The sequence below is a fragment of the Halomonas sp. M1 genome (assembly GCF_029581375.1).
Taxonomy (GTDB): Bacteria; Pseudomonadota; Gammaproteobacteria; order Pseudomonadales; family Halomonadaceae; genus Vreelandella.
Genome location: NZ_CP121119.1, coordinates 2744975 through 2759999 on the forward strand (window position 1 = coordinate 2744975; position 15025 = coordinate 2759999).

A 15025-nucleotide genomic window follows, 5' to 3' on the forward strand; every position below is an offset into this window, starting at 1 on the left:
GAGGAGCAAGTGCGTTTCATGCCATTAAATACGCGAGACTTAGCAGCGCAAACGCTGTTGTTAATGGCGACGACGATGCTACTGTTGATGGGTAGTGCAGGGTTGCTAGGGTGGATGATGGTTCCTGGTATCCTGTCTGAGCCGATATTGGTGCCCGACGCCTCGGCTATTACCGTACTCATTGGTAGTGCCCTTTTCGCTACGCTCTTTCACTGCCACAAAGTAAGGGTTGTTAGCGCTGCGCTGTTAACCATGCTGCTGCTTTACACCTTACTCCACAACCAGTTTGAAGGAGATGTGGGCGCTTCCCTGCTCACAGGGGGGCAGCGCATAACATCGTTATCTGCCGCAGTGCTCCTGCTGATTAATCTCTGCTTGTGGTTAGGTATTGCCCACTCCCGTCGCCGTGTTGTTTGGCGCACGGTGGGCCTGGGCTTATGGCTGTTTGGTGGTGTGGTCATCATGTTGATGTGGCAAGCAGGCGCTGCCTATCGTCCGCTCTTTAGCTCGTCACCCATTGCGACGCTAGTGTTTGTTTTTCTGTCAGGCACTGCGCTGTTAGTAGCGGGCTGGCGTGAGCGCACTGAACGGTTAAACCCAGGCAAACAAACGGTTGCAGTAGCGCTTGGGGGCGTGGTGATCAGCTGTTTAGCATGGTTGTTGTTAAGCATGGGTCAGCGCAACGATATCGCGCAGCAGGCGGGATACTTGCTAGATAGCGTTCAACTCAATGCCGAGCAGATTATGACCGCGCGGCTGCAACTCATGCAGCGCATGGCCAACCGGTTGGATGTACTGCCTGCTGACCAAGGGATGGCATTACATGAAAGTGATGCGCAGCGCTATTTTCGTGATACGGCAAGCTTGCAGGCAATTACTTTAGTCAATGCCCAGGGGGACGCTATTTGGTCACAAGGGCGTCGCGACGGCAGTGACGATTGGTTACTTGAACAGATTCGCCAGCCCGTAGTTCAGGAGTGGTTGAGCATCCCCTTTAACCGCTCCCGCTTATTTCAACCCGACGAGGCTCAGCGCAGCTTAGTTATCATGGCGACCCCTGTCGCTAGCCGTGAGCAGCAACTGTTAGCATCCTTTGATTTGCGCACGCTATTAAGTAATGAGCTGCGGCTGGGCCTGGGGCCTTTCCAAGTGGGGGTTAACCGTGGCGCCGAGACGCTGATGGTGCTTCATCCGGTCGGTTTTAGCGCCAACGAGGCCACGGACCCGGCACAGGCACTTGCTGCACGCCATGTTGGGTTGCCCGGTGGGATAAATGTAACGCTCTATGCTTATCCTGGCACGCATCATAATTGGCACGTGATAGGTGTCATGCCGGTAGGGGTTGCCTTAGGCGGCTTATTACTTGGCTGGTTACTGGCGTTTAGCGTGGGGGTAGTGATTGTTAGCACTAACCGAACCAAAGAGCTTTCGGTGGCGCGGGAGTCGTTAGAGCAGAGTGAACAGCACTACCGCTCCTTATTTATCCATCACCCAGATGCAGTGTTTTCGTTAAATGGTGAGGGGAAATTTGTTACAGCGAACGAGAGCTGCGGCTCTATTACAGGCTACAGCAACGATGAAATTATGGGGCAGCACTTTACGCAATTCATTAATGCCGATGATTTCGCGCGTGTGGGGGAGTACTTTCAGCATGTCGTGTTAGGCAATAGTGCCCGGTTTGAACTCACCATTCAGGATCGTTATGGGCGAACCCATCTGCTGGATCTGGTTGCCTTGCCTATTAGTATTAATGGCAATTTTGTCGGCGTGCATTGCCTAGCCCAAGACGTTACCTTAAGCCGTGAACAGCAAACCCGCTTGCGCACCCTGGAACGTAGCGTTGAGGCGAGCGTAAACGGAGTGCTCATTGCCGATGCTTGCCTGCCTGATACACCAATTGTGTATGCCAATAAGGCATTTACGGCGATGACCGGCTACTCCCAGGAAGACGTTATTGGGCACAACTGCCGCTTTTTGCAGGGGCCAGATAGCGACCCTGAGGTGGTTGCACAGCTAAGACGCGGCATCAAAGAGCAGCGCGAAGTCCACGTGACGATATGCAACTATCGGCAGGACGGCACCCCGTTTTGGAATGATTTATATATAGCGCCTGTGCGGGATCAAGAAGGGCGGGTAACGCACTTCGTTGGCATTCAGCACGACATTTCCCAGCAGAAAGCCTCCGAAGCTCGCTTGGCCTATTACGCCAATCACGACGACCTCACACGGCTACCAAACCGTATGCTGTTTGAGGAAACGCTGTGTAAGCAGTTTGCACTAGCCCAGACCCATGAGCAGCGTATTACCGTGCTGTTTGTTGATTTGGATGATTTCAAACCGATTAACGACAGCCTGGGCCATGCGGTTGGCGATCGGGTACTGTTTGAGGTGGCCCAGCGCTTACGCGATGCGCTACGCCAAGAAGATACCGTCGCGCGCTTGGGCGGCGACGAATTTGTACTGCTGCTGACAAACACGCCCCAGGAAGCCCAGGTAGAAGAAGTGGTTGAGCGTTTATTGCCTGCCTTGGCAAAGCCCTACTGTATCGACGGGCGCGAGCTTCATTTAAGTGCCAGCGTAGGCATCGCCATGAGCCAGCCAGACACGCCTCAACCGCAAACACTAATTCAGCAAGCCGATATCGCTATGTACCGGGCCAAGCAGCAGGGACGCAATGCCTACGCCTGGTTTCACCACAACGGCAACGATATCGCCAGTGAGCGGGTCACGCTGCGTAATGACCTACAAGAAGCTATTGAACGCCAAGCGTTCGACCTGTATTACCAACCCATATTTAGTCGCGATGGCCAGATAGCCAGTGTCGAGGCCTTGCTGCGCTGGCCTCATCCTACCCAGGGGTATATCTCCCCTGATCGATTCATCCCGCTGGCAGAGGCGACAGGGCAAATTATGCCTATTAGCGAGTGGGTGCTTAACCGTGCCTGCACGGATATGCAGCAGTTAAACGACAAAGGGCTGGGAGCAAAATGCGTAGCTGTCAATTTGTCTCCCCTGCAGTTTCACCGCGCTAGTTTTCTGGAAACACTGAGCGCAACGCTAATGAATACAGGGATGCCGCCAGCGCAGCTAACACTAGAGCTGACAGAAGGCATTTTGATGGATAACACGGCCAATGCTATTGATATTCTGCACTCGGTGCGCAGTATGGGGATTAAAGTCTCAATTGATGATTTTGGTACCGGCTTTTCAAGCTTGAGCTACTTAAAGCATTTGCCGATTAGTACCGTTAAAATTGATCGCAGCTTTATTAAAGAGTTAACCCATAGCGATGACGATGCCGCTATCGTGCAAGGGATTATTTCCATGGCTCACCACCTGGGGTTAAAAGTGGTGGCCGAAGGCGTTGAAACCGATGAGCAGCATCAGCGGCTACTCACTTACCAGTGCGATTTTTTCCAGGGTTTTGGCTTAGCAATGCCGATGCCGCTATCGGCATTGGAGCAGTTAATGACGGCTCAGGCACTCTCTTCATCTCCCATGCCTTAGCGAGGCGATATGGTAACGGCGGCACACTCAGCGGCAGCGGCTCAGTGGTATCTCTATTTATTGGAGTGCCAACGAGGCACCTATGCAGGAATTACCAATAACCTTGCCAAGCGTTACCAAGCACACTGCAATGGAAAAGGCGCACGCTACACTCGGGCTAACCCGCCGATAGCGCTGCTAGGGGCGCAGCCCTTTGCTGACCGTGCCGCCGCCAGCCGGGCGGAGTACCAATTGAAACAGCAATCGCCCTCTCAAAAGCGTCAATGGGCTGCTCGCTGGCCTTACTCCCTATGAATGAGGACTCGCAATGCTGACATTTTTCTCCGAAGACAGCCGCCGGCGGCAAGCGCGAAGCGAACTACATGATGGCGCAATAGTGGCGCCGTTTGAGTGCCCGGAACGTATAGATTTAGTGCTTAGCGCACTGCGCAAGGCGGCCTTTGAGGTGCGCGCCCCCAGCGATTACGGACTTGCACCGGTGCTTGCGGTGCACGATGCAGACTACATCGCGTTTTTAGAAAATTGCTGGCAGGCCTGGCAAGCCGCCGGGCATGAAGGGGAAGCCATTCCTAATATTTGGCCAGCGCGCACCCTGCGGAGCGACAAAATCCCCCGCTCTGTCAGTGGCCAGCTAGGCTATTATGCCCTAGCGGCGGAAGCCTCCATTACTGAAGGCACTTTTGCCGCCGCCATGGCGAGCAAAGACACTGCCTTGGGCGCCGTCGACTATACCCTAGCAACGGGCGAGCCAAGCTTTGGCCTGTGCCGCCCGCCCGGCCACCACGCGGCCTATGATCAATTTGGCGGCTACTGCTTTTTCAATAACGCCGCAATAGCCGCCCAGCGGGCGGTGAGTGCCGGTAAGCGCCGGGTCGCGGTGCTGGATGTCGACTTCCACCACGGTAACGGTACCCAACACATTTTCTATCATCGTAACGATGTCCTGTTTTTATCGCTGCACGGCGACCCAGAGGTAACCTTCCCCTACTACTCTGGCTACGCTGATGAAATCGGCGAAGGCTCGGGGGAAGGCTATACTGTTAACTACCCGCTACCACCGGGTACCTCGGTAGCGACGTGGATGGCTACCTTGGAACAGGCGCTGGAGCGTATTCATCAAGCTGAATGCGAGCTTATTGTGATATCGCTTGGAGTGGATATATTTGAAGGCGACCCCATTAGTGCCTTTACCTTTCAACACGCTGACTTTACTGCCCTGGGTAAGCGCCTAGCTGACGCTGGGCTCCCGTGTGTGTTTTTAATGGAAGGGGGCTATGCCGTTGAAGAGATCGGTGTCAATGTGGTGAACGTCTTGCAAGGTTTTGAGCAGGGGCGAGGCTAGCCGCGGGATGAGAAGATGACAGTTATCCCAAAATCGGGCAGTCTAATGACCTTTTAGTCAACGTTAGTAATATCAAATAACCGTTTAGCATGGAGTGGAGTGTGGCAGTTTACGGCGGTATTCAGGCACATGAAGTAGAGCGTTGGTTAAATGCGTTAACCAACGCGGCCTATGATCGACGCTGCCCGCTTTCCAAAGTACATGGCGGTAACGCCCGTGCCCGTACCGCCCGCCAAGACCTCTTGCACTTGGCCCACGCCTTTCGCAGCGGCGAGTATAGCCGTGAGCAGCTGGCCGACGGTTTAGGCCGCTGGTGTCAGCACTATTTAAGTGAAGCGGAATGGTATGTATTGGTGGGCAGCCACAACCCCGCGGTCTTCAAACCCTCTTCTCGCGCAGAAGCCCCGACCCCCGATCAGCAGCCGGATGACGCAGACGCGCTGGACGTGCTCTATCAACACCGGGTGGGTTAACCTGCTCCATTAAGCACTGTTACAATGGATAGATGAACAGTGCACTTGTCGCGTCAGCGACCGCCTCCCTAGATGACCCTTTCTATTACCTAACGAACTTTCGTTATGTATTGGCGTGGGTAAGCACTCGCCACCACGATCTATTAAATGCTTCCGAGCGCGATGCTATTGGCCGTTTTGAGACGCTACCTCAAGCCTCCCAGGCGCTACTGGTGCGCATGGTGATGCGTAAAGGTGAACTGTTTCGCCTGGACAAACTGATATATGCGGAAATCGGAGATGTGGAGCAGGCCCTGGCACCGCTGATAGCGTTTGGTTGGGTAGATGACGCACCGCAGTTAAGCCGCCGTGAGCTGTTTCGCCTCTTACGGCTGAGTGAGCTGCGCCAGGCGCTGGCAGGTGAAATCACCAAGGCAGGCCTAGCGCGCAACAGCACGAAAGCTGCGCTTCAAACGGCACTGGACGAGCCGTTCCAGGTGTCCGCACCCCTTCAACAGTGGTGGCCAACGTCCACAACGCAGATTGTGCGGCTGACGGTGATGGCGCTTTGCGACCGCCTACGGCTGATGTTTTTTGGCAACCTACGTCAGGATTGGGCAGAGTTCGTGCTAACTGAGCTGGGCCTGCAGCGTTTTGAGCAGGTACCGCTAACCGCAGCGTCGCGCGCGTTCCAAAGCCGCGATGACGTAACAACGTACTTAACGCTTCACCGCTTGCGCGAACGCCTGGACGACGGCGAGCCGCCGCAGGCGCTTTCCACACAGGTGCCGCCTGCTTCCAGCAACCGTTGGTTAGCCTCTCGGCGGGCGCGGCTACTGTTTACCATGGGCCGTGAGGCCGAGCGTGGTGGCGATGCAGCGTTAGCGTTAACACTGTACGCTGATGCCAATAACAGCGATGCGCGTATTCGCAGGTTGCGCGTGTTAGAGCGTCTGGGCCGTTATTCAGATGCCTATGAGCTTACGGTCAGCGCGCTGGACGCGCAGCCAAAAGAAGGCGAGATCCAAGCCTTGATGCGGCTGTTACCGCGTTTGGCACGCAAACTACCGCAACAGGTTGAGCGCTCGACGGGGTCTGATAAACAGGCGGCTCAGGTGCCCACCTATGTGCTTCATTTGCCAGGCCCCCAGCCAGTTGAGCGTGCCGTTGCTGACTATATGGCGACCCCTAACGCGCCGGTGTACTACGTTGAAAATAGCCTGCTGACCGGGCTGTTTGGTTTGCTGCTCTGGCCGGCCATTTTTAAACCGCTGCCAGGGGCGTTTTTTCACCCGTTTCACAGCGGGCCTGCGGATTTATACCGCGACGATTTTGTTAGCCAGCGCCAAGTCGATATCGACACCTGCCTAGCCCAGTTGGATGACGGCCGCTACCAGGACACGATCCTTCGAACGTGGCACGCCAAACAGGGCATCGCATCGCCGTTTGTTCACTGGGGAGTTGTCAGTGAAGCACTGCTGACGCTTGCGCTTAAGTGTTTACCGCCTGCCCATTTGCGTGCCTGTTTTATGCGGCTATTAGATGACATTAAGCATAACCGCGCGGGCTTGCCTGACCTGATTCAGCTAATGCCGGATGCACCGTCCGGCGAGCCACGCTACAAAATGATAGAAGTAAAAGGGCCGGGAGATCGCCTGCAAGATAATCAGCGCCGTTGGATCGACTTCTTTTGCCGCTTCGGCATGCCCGTTGAGGTGTGCCATGTACGCTGGCAGCCTGAATCTGACGTAGAAGGGGCTGAACCAGAAGGGCCTGAACTAGAAGAAGCCGAATGAGCCGCTATCGGGTAGCGGTGCGCACGCTGTGCGATTTCACCGCTCGGGAAGGCGACCTTGACCACCGCTTTACGCCAGCCCCCAGCGCTCTGGAAGGCATCGAAGGGCATCGATTAGTGGCTAGCCGTCGGGGCGAGGGGTACTTGGCCGAACTGCCGCTTTCCGGTGAGTATCAGGGGCTTCGCGTAGCGGGCCGCGCCGACGGTTTTGATCCCAACGCTAACCGTTTGGAAGAGGTCAAAACCTACCGTGGCAATCTAGATCGCATGGCGGCTAATCAACGCGCGTTGCACTGGGCACAGGTAAAGATATATGGCGCACTGCTATGTGCCGAGCGCCGCCTAGAGCGGGTCACGCTGGTGTTAGTGTATCTGGAGATTGCTAGCGGCCAGGAAACGCTGCTCACCCACGAGGCTAGCGCAACCGAATTGCAGGTGTTTTTTACCGATCAGTGCCAGCGCTTTTTGGCCTGGGCGGAGCAGGAGTCTGCCCATCGCCAGGAGCGGGATGCATGGCTGGCTAGGCTCACGCTTCCTTACCCGGATTTTCGCGCTGGTCAGCGGGCGCTGGCGGAAGATGTATACAAGGCGGCCAGCACCGGGCGGTGCCTACTGGCCCAGGCCCCTACGGGCATTGGCAAAACCCTTGGTACGCTGTTTCCGATGCTCTCGGCAATGCCCCGTCAGCAGTTGGATAGAGTGGCTTTTCTGACCATGAAAACCCCAGGCCGCCGCTTGGCTCTGGACGCGTTGGCGTGTCTTTCTACATCCACTTCATCTACATCCAACCCATCTACACCCCCGGTGCCGCTGCGTGTGCTGGAGTTGGTGGCCAAGCACAAAGCCTGTGAATACCCCGGCACCGCCTGCCAGGGCGATGTTTGTCCGTTGGCGGCCGGTTTTTATGACCGCTTGCCTGCCGCCCGCCAAGCCGCGGTGGCACGTCGCTGGCTTGATCGCGATGGACTGCGTGAGGTGGCGCTTGCCCACAGTGTGTGCCCGTACTATTTGGGCCAAGAGTTAGCCCGCTGGGCCGACGTGGTGGTGGGCGATGTGAATCACTGGTTTGATACTCATGCGCTGCTGCATGGATTGGCCCACGCCAACGACTGGCGGGTAGGTCTGCTGGTAGATGAAGCGCACAACTTAGTTGAACGAGCGCGGGGCATGTACAGCGCAGAGCTTTCCCAGCAGCGCTTGAGCCGACTGCGTCGCCGCTCACCTCCCGCGCTTGCAAAATCGTTAGCCCGGGTCGGTAGGCAGTGGCAGGCGCTAACGAAGGAAGTGTCCACCGATGCAGCGGCGTTACAGCGTTACCATTTACTTGATGCGCTGCCCAACAAGCTGGTGGCTGCGCTGCACACGCTGGCTGGCGCGATCACCGATTATTTGGTTGAGCACCCCGACGCCGCAAGCGTGGAGCTTCAAGAGTTGTTGTTTGAAGCGTTGGCCTTCTGCCGTTTGGCGGAGCAGTTTGGTGAACACTCTCTGTGCGATCTTGCTATATATGGCCGGGGCGATGCGGTACTTGGGCTGCGCAATGTCATTCCAGCGGACTTTCTAGCGCCGCGCTTCAAGGCGGCCCACAGCGCTGTGCTGTTTTCAGCCACGCTGTCCCCATTTCACTACTACCGCGATTTACTAGGGTTGCCGGAAAACAGCGTGTGGCGGGAAGTGGCCTCACCGTTTGCCGCCCGCCAGCTGGAAGTGCGTATTCGCGCCGATATTTCCACGCGCTATCATCACCGCGAGGCCTCTTTGGCGCCTATTGTGGAAGCCTTGGTCAATCAGTATCAGCGTCAACCTGGCCACTATCTGGCGTTTTTTAGCAGCTTTGCTTACCTGGAACAGGTGAAAGCGCAGCTTCAGCACGCACACCCCACCGTACCGACGTTTGCCCAAACCCGGGGTATGCAGGAAGCCGAGCGCGACGCCTTTCTGGCGCGCTTTACCCCAGGGGGTAAAGGGATTGGATTTGCAGTGCTAGGCGGGGCTTTTGCCGAAGGGATAGACCTTCCTGGCGAGCGCTTAATCGGTGCGTTTATTGCTACCTTAGGCCTGCCGCCGTTCAACGATTTTAACGAAGCGCTGAAAGCGCGCATGAACTCCCGTTTCGGCCAGGGCGACGATTACACCTACCGCATACCTGGTATGATTAAAGTTGTGCAAGCCGCTGGAAGGGTGATTCGTAGCCCCCAGGATGAAGGGGTGGTGGTGTTAATGGATGATCGTTTTTCCCAGGCCAAAGTGCGCGCATTGCTGCCACGCTGGTGGGGGCTAGCCCCTTAGCGGGTTGCCAGCGTGTAGCCGGCATTGATTAAGCGCGTGGCGATAGCCGCAATATGGGCAGGGCCGACTTCGCAGCAGCCACCCACCACCGTCGCGCCTTGTTCCACCCACTGAAGCGCGTAATCAGCATACGCCTGTGGGCCCAGATCCTCTCGCGCTGTTAATGTGTCCACGGTGCCCCCTGGCTGAAGTGCTGCGATAGAGGTGAACCCATTAGCAAAGCCACCGAAGGGAATGTTGGCGGCTGCCAGCACGCCCATTGCCGTGGTAATGGCTTCGGGTACGGAGCAGTTCACGAGTATTTTCTCAGCGCCTGCGGCCATCGTCGCTTCTGCCGCGTCAGCAAGAAGCTCGCCAGAGCGCAGACGTGTGCCATCCGTATCGTCGACGGTAAACGCTGTCCATACCCGGGTATCGCGCTCCGCCGCCGCAGTGGTGGCTGCCAGCGCTTCCCGCGCCAGTGACATGGTTTCACAAATGAAGAGATCTACGCCTGCTTGAGCATCCACCAACTGGCGGTAGCTATCCAGACAAGTCTCGTCATCAGGCACTACCTCATGATGGTAACTTGCCACCAGAGGCGGCAGGCAGCCAGCAATAAGGACAGCACGGCCACTCTCTTGCTGCGCCTGTCGGGCTGCGGCAAGTGCCGCCCCATGTAGCGTTGCAAACAGCGCTGGGTCGCCATCCCGCGCTAGCCGTTGAGGGGTGGCGCTGTAGTTATTAAGCGTGATGACCTCTGCCCCGGCCTCAATAAAGTCGCGGTGAGCCGCCGTGACCAGGTGCGGCTCATCGAGCATGACCTGTGCCGACCACAGAGGCGAGGCCGGGTAGCGGCTACGTTTGCGTAGTTCCTGGCCCATGCCGCCATCGAGCAGGGTGACAGAAGGTGTTGAGTCGGTCATGGTGGCGCTTCCTTGTGTATTATCACAACGTTGGCTGTTGGTGAGCTGGGGCTTAAGGCCAGCTTAAGTCCACGGCAACCGGGTCATGATCTGAAGAGCGAAAGGGGTCGGGCTGGATATAAGCGTGCGCAGTGTCCGGCCCGTCATAACCAAGAAAACGCGGTTCATCTGCGTTGATTCGCCACGTTTGCGTCTGGGTCACGGAGCCAGCCAGTTCGGGGCTTGCCAATGCATGATCCAGGTAGCCTGATTCGCCACGGAAGACATAACTATAGCGGTGCTCAGGCGGCAGGTCGCGAGCAAGCAGATCGACCATGCCCGCATGAATCAGGGTACGGATCGGGTCTTCGGCGCCATAGGCATTAAGGTCGCCGGTTAGCAGTAGACGTTGATGACCGGCGGTATCGGCAAGCTGGGCCAAAAAGTCACGCATTGCCTCAGCCTGCTCTACTCGGCGCTCGTTCCAGCAGCCTTGGCCACGGTCAATATCCCCACGGGATGGGCAGCCCGACTTGGCCTTGAAATGCGCCGTCACTACTCCGAAGGCCGGGCTGCCGTTCACATCACGAAAAAAAGCGGCTAAAGGAGTGCGGTGGTGAGCAGGGTGGCTGTCTGCATATAGGTCGCTCAGCGCTTCCACTCGGTCTGGCCGATAGATCAGTGCCACCTTGATGGCATCAGACCCACGATTTGCGCTACCTCCGACGGCCTGATAGCGGATGCCTGTGCGCGTGCTTAGTTGCTCGATCAGGTCGGCCAGAGCGCCCGGGTCATTTTCGACTTCGACCAGCGCAAGAATATCGGCCTGAAGGCCTGAGACCGCAGCGGCCAGCTTGGCTCTCTGGCGTTCCAGCTCATCGCTGTTGGCAGCTCCCCGTTCCCCTAGGGTGGTGAAATAATTTTCTACGTTGAAGGTCGCTACTCTCAGCTGATCACCCGGCGCGGTCAGCGGTTGTGGGCGCGGGTTGGTATCCTCGAAACGCGGCTCTTCAGTTGGATGCAAGCGATAGGCGTCAAAGGCTTGCGTGATAACCCCGGTCAGCCCCTCAATGGTGCTACCTACTCGGCGGCTGCCGTTGGTATCCAGGTAGGGGATGGGGCTTGGGAAAGAACGGTAGCTGCCATCGTCCAGCAGCAAAATAGCTCCCTCCTCAGTCGCTTTCTCCGCTGTATTTGTTGGCCGAAACAGGCGCTCTGCGGCCAGCTTCAGCGTGCCGTAGCGTGCAAGCTCATAGTTGCCGGTAACGGTGAGGGTTTGCGGGAACACCACCAACAGGTCTTCTAGCCGGTGCAACTGATCTTCGTTAAGAGGCCAGGTTACTTCTATAGGCTCAGGCAATTGATGGTTGTCGCAGGTCTCGATCTGCGCGACCCGCTGGAGCTGAATCCGATCGCGGAACCTGCCAGCCTCCGCGTGGAGCTGCAGGTGCTGCCCAGGGGTGATTCGTTCAGCCTGACTCGGTGTAACCCTGGGCATATAGACGAACACGCCCGCTGGGCCGGGGTCAGTGAATTGCTGAAGATAGAAGCCGTTAAGGTTGTCTCTGCCGAGGAACACGCCAGTCACAATGCCGTCGACAACGACGTCGCTACCCTCGGGGAGCGCAGGCTGTTGGCTGCCGCCCTTGATGCTGACTATGTCGGTGGTGGAGGGAAGTGCGCAATTGGCGACCGCTGGCGCGGCCAGCAGCAAAGCTAATAGCGCTATCCAAGTGGCAAGTGAGGCGCGAAGGCGGCCACTTCTGCGAGTCAGTAAATGAAGAACGCCCATGACACGCTCCAAAATGTAGGGGAATGGCCAATCGTTTTCAGGCTTGACAGAGTAGGCCGATAGCTTACCTTACCTGTAGTGGCTTGTCGGCGCTGTTACCTATATGGAACCTAGCGCCTCCCCAACAAAAAACGGCCACTAGCTGATTTAGCTAAGTGGCCGTTTTTAATAGAATTCTTGGTCGGAATAGCAGGATTCGAACCTACGACCTCTGCCTCCCGAAGGCGTTCGCAAATATCCTTCAATCATAAATCAGCAACAAGAAGAAACCATAAATCATTTATAAAACATAATGTTGTTTGTTTTATTTTGTTTCTTGTTGCTACTCCTTTCCCCTCGTTTTATCCTTCGGTTGTCACCTATTTGTCACCTGGAAGGTAGTGCACAGCATGGCTGAAACCGTTACCCGCACAAAGCTAACTGTTAAATATGTAGAGCGATTGGCAAAGGAAATGCCAACAAGTGATGTCTGGGACACAGACCTAGCAGGGTTCCACGTGCGACCAGGGAAACGAGGGCTTACTTTTCGTTTGTACTACCGAACCAAGACCAATAAGCGCCGGATGATGACACTAGGCGCCTACGGCACGCTGACAGTTGCTCAGGCGCGCAAAAACGCTACGGAAGCATTGGCAGTTGTGGCCCAAGGCGGGGATCCACGCGCAGTAATAGAAAAAGACAAAGTTGATGAGGAGTACAGGCAACAGCAGACTATTAGCGCCTATCTGAACGGGCCTTATGCCGTAGTTCAGCGGCGAAAAAAAGATGGCGATGCCACTGTGCGACGTATCAGGAATGCTTTCAAAAGTTGGCTCGAAAAGCCTATGAGTGAAGTCACTCGAGCCGATATAGAACGTTGGCAGGGGGAGAGAGAAGCAAAGGGCGAGGCGTATAGCACCAGCAAGCGACACCTTGGCGCTCTCAAAACTATGCTGGCACATGCAGCTGACCGTAAGGTTATATCTACCAACCCTCTGGCTCGTATTAACCTGCAGCGTCCTGCGATGACGGAAGATGAGATGGCCGAGCAATCGTCTCAGCGACGATATCTTGAAGCTTGTGAGGTCGAGGCTCTGTTTATTGGCCTGGAGTCTTATCAGGAACAGAAGCGTAAGCAGAGGCGTAGTAGTCGTGCTCACGGCAAAGTATATTTGCCTGACCTAGGCGGCGTTACCTATGTAGATCACGTTGTTCCATGGATTATGACGATGTATTACACCGGCTTCAGGCCGGGCGCTCTGTTCGGCTTGCGGTGGGAGCAGGTCAACTTGGACTTCCGTACTGTGCGCAAGGTGATTGAAAAAACAGCGCATCATCGTCCTGAGCCTATGACATTCCCGCTATCCACCTCTGCTGTGAAGGTACTCAAAGGCTGGCACCAGCAGCAGGGCGAGCCGAAATCGGGGTTGGTGTTTCCGTCAGGTCGTAGCGGCAAGCGTATGAGTCCGACCGCAATGCAAAAGCCGTGGGCAAATGTGCGAAAGTTGGCTGGACTGCCAGATGACCTGCATCTGTATAGCCTGAGGCATAACTTTGCTTCTCAGCTCGTCATGGCTGGTATTGACTTGTTGACCGTCAGTAAATTGATGGCTCACTCGGATATTCAGACAACTATTCAACATTATGCTCACCTTCGGCCGGATCATTCACGAGATGCAGTTGAAGTGTTTGCTCATCAAACAGCTCAAGGCATGAGTAAACTTGGCACAAGTGATAGCCAGTCTCAATTTTCCATAGCTTAAGTAAGTTTTATTTTCTATCTGTGAAAGGTTTTTAATGAGTGATTTTGATTACTATCATATTGAGTCGATTGTGGAAATAAAGGATATGGCCACTATCTTGGCGAAGAAAATGGGGGATGCAAGTGTAAGCTCATATGTGGGTTGGTTAAGAGAGCTAACAACCGCTGTAGTCCGTAAAGAAATTACTGGATTTGAAATTTTATGTAAAAATTTTTCTGAAGGTGGCTGGGAACTGGTTTCTGTTGCCGAGCTTGGGAGGAAAATAAGTTTAAATAGCAGAGAGTTTGGTGGTTATTTGAACGATTTTAGTGTCCAGGTAAATAATTTTGAAGTCTTTGAATGGGTTAAAGTAAAATTTTCTAAACAAAGTGAAGATGTTGATAGCTTTGATAATATTCCATTACCTCATCTTTTAATCATAGCTGCACTCTTAGATTTATTAAAAGAAAACGATCGTCTTAATCACACGCAAGCCACACTTACTGAAGAGATCGATAAGCGATTCAAAAATGTAAGCGGGGTGAGTGTTAGTACTATGGAAAAATTGTTTCCTCTTGCAAATAAAGCGATGGGTAATGCTCGAAAACAAAGTGAGAAAAAGTGATTGGATAATTGCTCAGCTATTTCAATGAAATTATCTGAAATTTCAACTGAGTGACTGATTGAGGTGGTAACTTCATTATCGGGGCGTTAACCATCAACATGGAGACGCCTCAGTGCACGCCAAGACTAAACCCTTTGACATCCTTTCTAATGCTCTAGCACGCCACCGTAATGGCTTTGATTCAGCACTTATTGAACTTCCTGAAAAAGCCGTTTTCCCCGGCCTTATCAATGCGCAGCCTTCCACAGCCCGAAAATCCCGTACTACTGGCATTTTGCTGGGCCGCCCCGGTCCACGTTTTGTTAAGCATGGCCGGTCAGTTTTTTATCGCCTAAAAGACGTGCTCGAATGGCTAGAGGCAGGAAAGGACTACAGCAACACTGCAGAGGTTGGACTAGATCAAGGAGTAGCGAAATGAGTTATTCCATAGAGTTTGCTCAACTCAAAATTCGTCAGTTCAATATAAAGCACGCCCAAGTCATCGCCGACACCCCTAGCCAAGAGATTTTACGTGCTGCTGATCCTGCTACAGTCAAGAACCGTAATGCGCGTCGACTGATCCATAAAGCTCAAAGTAAAAGAGGGGGTCAGTGATGCTAGCTTACTCTACCTTTTTTC

Annotated in this window: 12 protein-coding genes; 10 read left to right on the forward strand and 2 right to left on the reverse strand. The window is 54.8% G+C overall.

All coding sequences use genetic code 11. The features are described 5' to 3' along the window. Positions 1–18 precede the first annotated feature (18 nt). The 6 genes from P8S54_RS12710 to P8S54_RS12735 all read left to right on the forward strand — a co-directional run bounded on the left by P8S54_RS12710 (position 19) and on the right by P8S54_RS12735 (position 9385). Positions 19–3507, forward strand: a complete 3489-nt coding sequence (locus P8S54_RS12710; RefSeq protein ID WP_281442020.1) for an EAL domain-containing protein — start codon at positions 19–21, stop codon at positions 3505–3507. Positions 3508–3516: 9 nt separating this feature from the next. Next, a complete protein-coding gene (locus P8S54_RS12715) occupies positions 3517–3801 on the forward strand; it encodes a GIY-YIG nuclease family protein (RefSeq protein WP_281442021.1) in 285 nt (94 codons plus the stop codon). Between the two features lie 13 nt (positions 3802–3814). Beyond that, on the forward strand, positions 3815–4849 hold the full coding sequence (locus P8S54_RS12720) for a histone deacetylase family protein (RefSeq protein WP_281442022.1): 1035 nt from the start codon (positions 3815–3817) through the stop codon (positions 4847–4849). Positions 4850–4950: 101 nt separating this feature from the next. Then, positions 4951–5322, forward strand: coding sequence for a hypothetical protein (locus P8S54_RS12725; protein WP_009097297.1), 372 nt, complete (start codon positions 4951–4953; stop codon positions 5320–5322). A 32-nt stretch (positions 5323–5354) separates the two neighbouring features. Further along, entirely contained in the window at positions 5355–7097 is a 1743-nt protein-coding gene (locus tag P8S54_RS12730; RefSeq protein WP_281442023.1) for a VRR-NUC domain-containing protein, read from the forward strand. Next, complete coding sequence (locus P8S54_RS12735) at positions 7094–9385, forward strand: ATP-dependent DNA helicase (RefSeq protein ID WP_281442024.1); 2292 nt, start codon at positions 7094–7096, stop codon at positions 9383–9385. The genes P8S54_RS12730 and P8S54_RS12735 overlap by 4 nt, the downstream gene beginning before the upstream one ends. On the opposite strand, the gene P8S54_RS12740 is transcribed toward P8S54_RS12735, so the two are convergent. Then, positions 9382–10290 (reverse strand): homocysteine S-methyltransferase family protein, encoded by a 909-nt coding sequence (locus tag P8S54_RS12740; protein WP_281442025.1) that lies wholly within the window; start codon positions 10288–10290, stop codon positions 9382–9384. The two genes, P8S54_RS12735 and P8S54_RS12740, sit on opposite strands and share 4 nt — an antisense overlap. Before the next feature lie 52 nt (positions 10291–10342). Further along, the gene (locus tag P8S54_RS12745) at positions 10343–12061 is read right to left on the reverse strand and encodes an ExeM/NucH family extracellular endonuclease (RefSeq protein ID WP_281442026.1); all 1719 of its coding nucleotides are present in this window, start codon (positions 12059–12061) and stop codon (positions 10343–10345) included. Between the two features lie 389 nt (positions 12062–12450). Here P8S54_RS12745 and P8S54_RS12750 point away from each other — a divergent pair, with 389 nt between their 5' ends. From P8S54_RS12750 to P8S54_RS12765, 4 genes are all read left to right on the forward strand, one after another. Next, positions 12451–13803, forward strand: a complete 1353-nt coding sequence (locus tag P8S54_RS12750) for a tyrosine-type recombinase/integrase (protein ID WP_281442027.1) — start codon at positions 12451–12453, stop codon at positions 13801–13803. A gap of 34 nt (positions 13804–13837) precedes the next feature. Next, a complete protein-coding gene (locus tag P8S54_RS12755) occupies positions 13838–14407 on the forward strand; it encodes a hypothetical protein (RefSeq protein ID WP_281442028.1) in 570 nt (189 codons plus the stop codon). Positions 14408–14519: 112 nt separating this feature from the next. Further along, positions 14520–14825, forward strand: a complete 306-nt coding sequence (locus P8S54_RS12760) for a hypothetical protein (protein ID WP_281442029.1) — start codon at positions 14520–14522, stop codon at positions 14823–14825. Next, positions 14822–15001: a hypothetical protein gene (locus P8S54_RS12765; protein ID WP_281442030.1), complete on the forward strand. Its 180-nt coding sequence runs from the start codon at positions 14822–14824 to the stop codon at positions 14999–15001. The genes P8S54_RS12760 and P8S54_RS12765 overlap by 4 nt, the downstream gene beginning before the upstream one ends. Positions 15002–15025 lie beyond the last annotated feature (24 nt).

Excerpts from the sequence above, each read along its gene's own strand:
- P8S54_RS12720 (WP_281442022.1), top strand. The coding sequence starts at position 3,815 with ATGCTGACATTTTTCTCCGAAGACAGCCGCCGGCGGCAAGCGCGAAGC.
- P8S54_RS12765 (WP_281442030.1), top strand. The coding sequence starts at position 14,822 with ATGAGTTATTCCATAGAGTTTGCTCAACTCAAAATTCGTCAGTTCAAT.
- P8S54_RS12715 (WP_281442021.1), top strand. The coding sequence starts at position 3,517 with ATGGTAACGGCGGCACACTCAGCGGCAGCGGCTCAGTGGTATCTCTAT.
- P8S54_RS12710 (WP_281442020.1), top strand. The coding sequence starts at position 19 with ATGCCATTAAATACGCGAGACTTAGCAGCGCAAACGCTGTTGTTAATG.
- P8S54_RS12730 (WP_281442023.1), top strand. The coding sequence starts at position 5,355 with ATGAACAGTGCACTTGTCGCGTCAGCGACCGCCTCCCTAGATGACCCT.
- P8S54_RS12750 (WP_281442027.1), top strand. The coding sequence starts at position 12,451 with ATGGCTGAAACCGTTACCCGCACAAAGCTAACTGTTAAATATGTAGAG.
- P8S54_RS12745 (WP_281442026.1), bottom strand. The coding sequence starts at position 12,061 with ATGGGCGTTCTTCATTTACTGACTCGCAGAAGTGGCCGCCTTCGCGCC.
- P8S54_RS12735 (WP_281442024.1), top strand. The coding sequence starts at position 7,094 with ATGAGCCGCTATCGGGTAGCGGTGCGCACGCTGTGCGATTTCACCGCT.
- P8S54_RS12755 (WP_281442028.1), top strand. The coding sequence starts at position 13,838 with ATGAGTGATTTTGATTACTATCATATTGAGTCGATTGTGGAAATAAAG.
- P8S54_RS12740 (WP_281442025.1), bottom strand. The coding sequence starts at position 10,290 with ATGACCGACTCAACACCTTCTGTCACCCTGCTCGATGGCGGCATGGGC.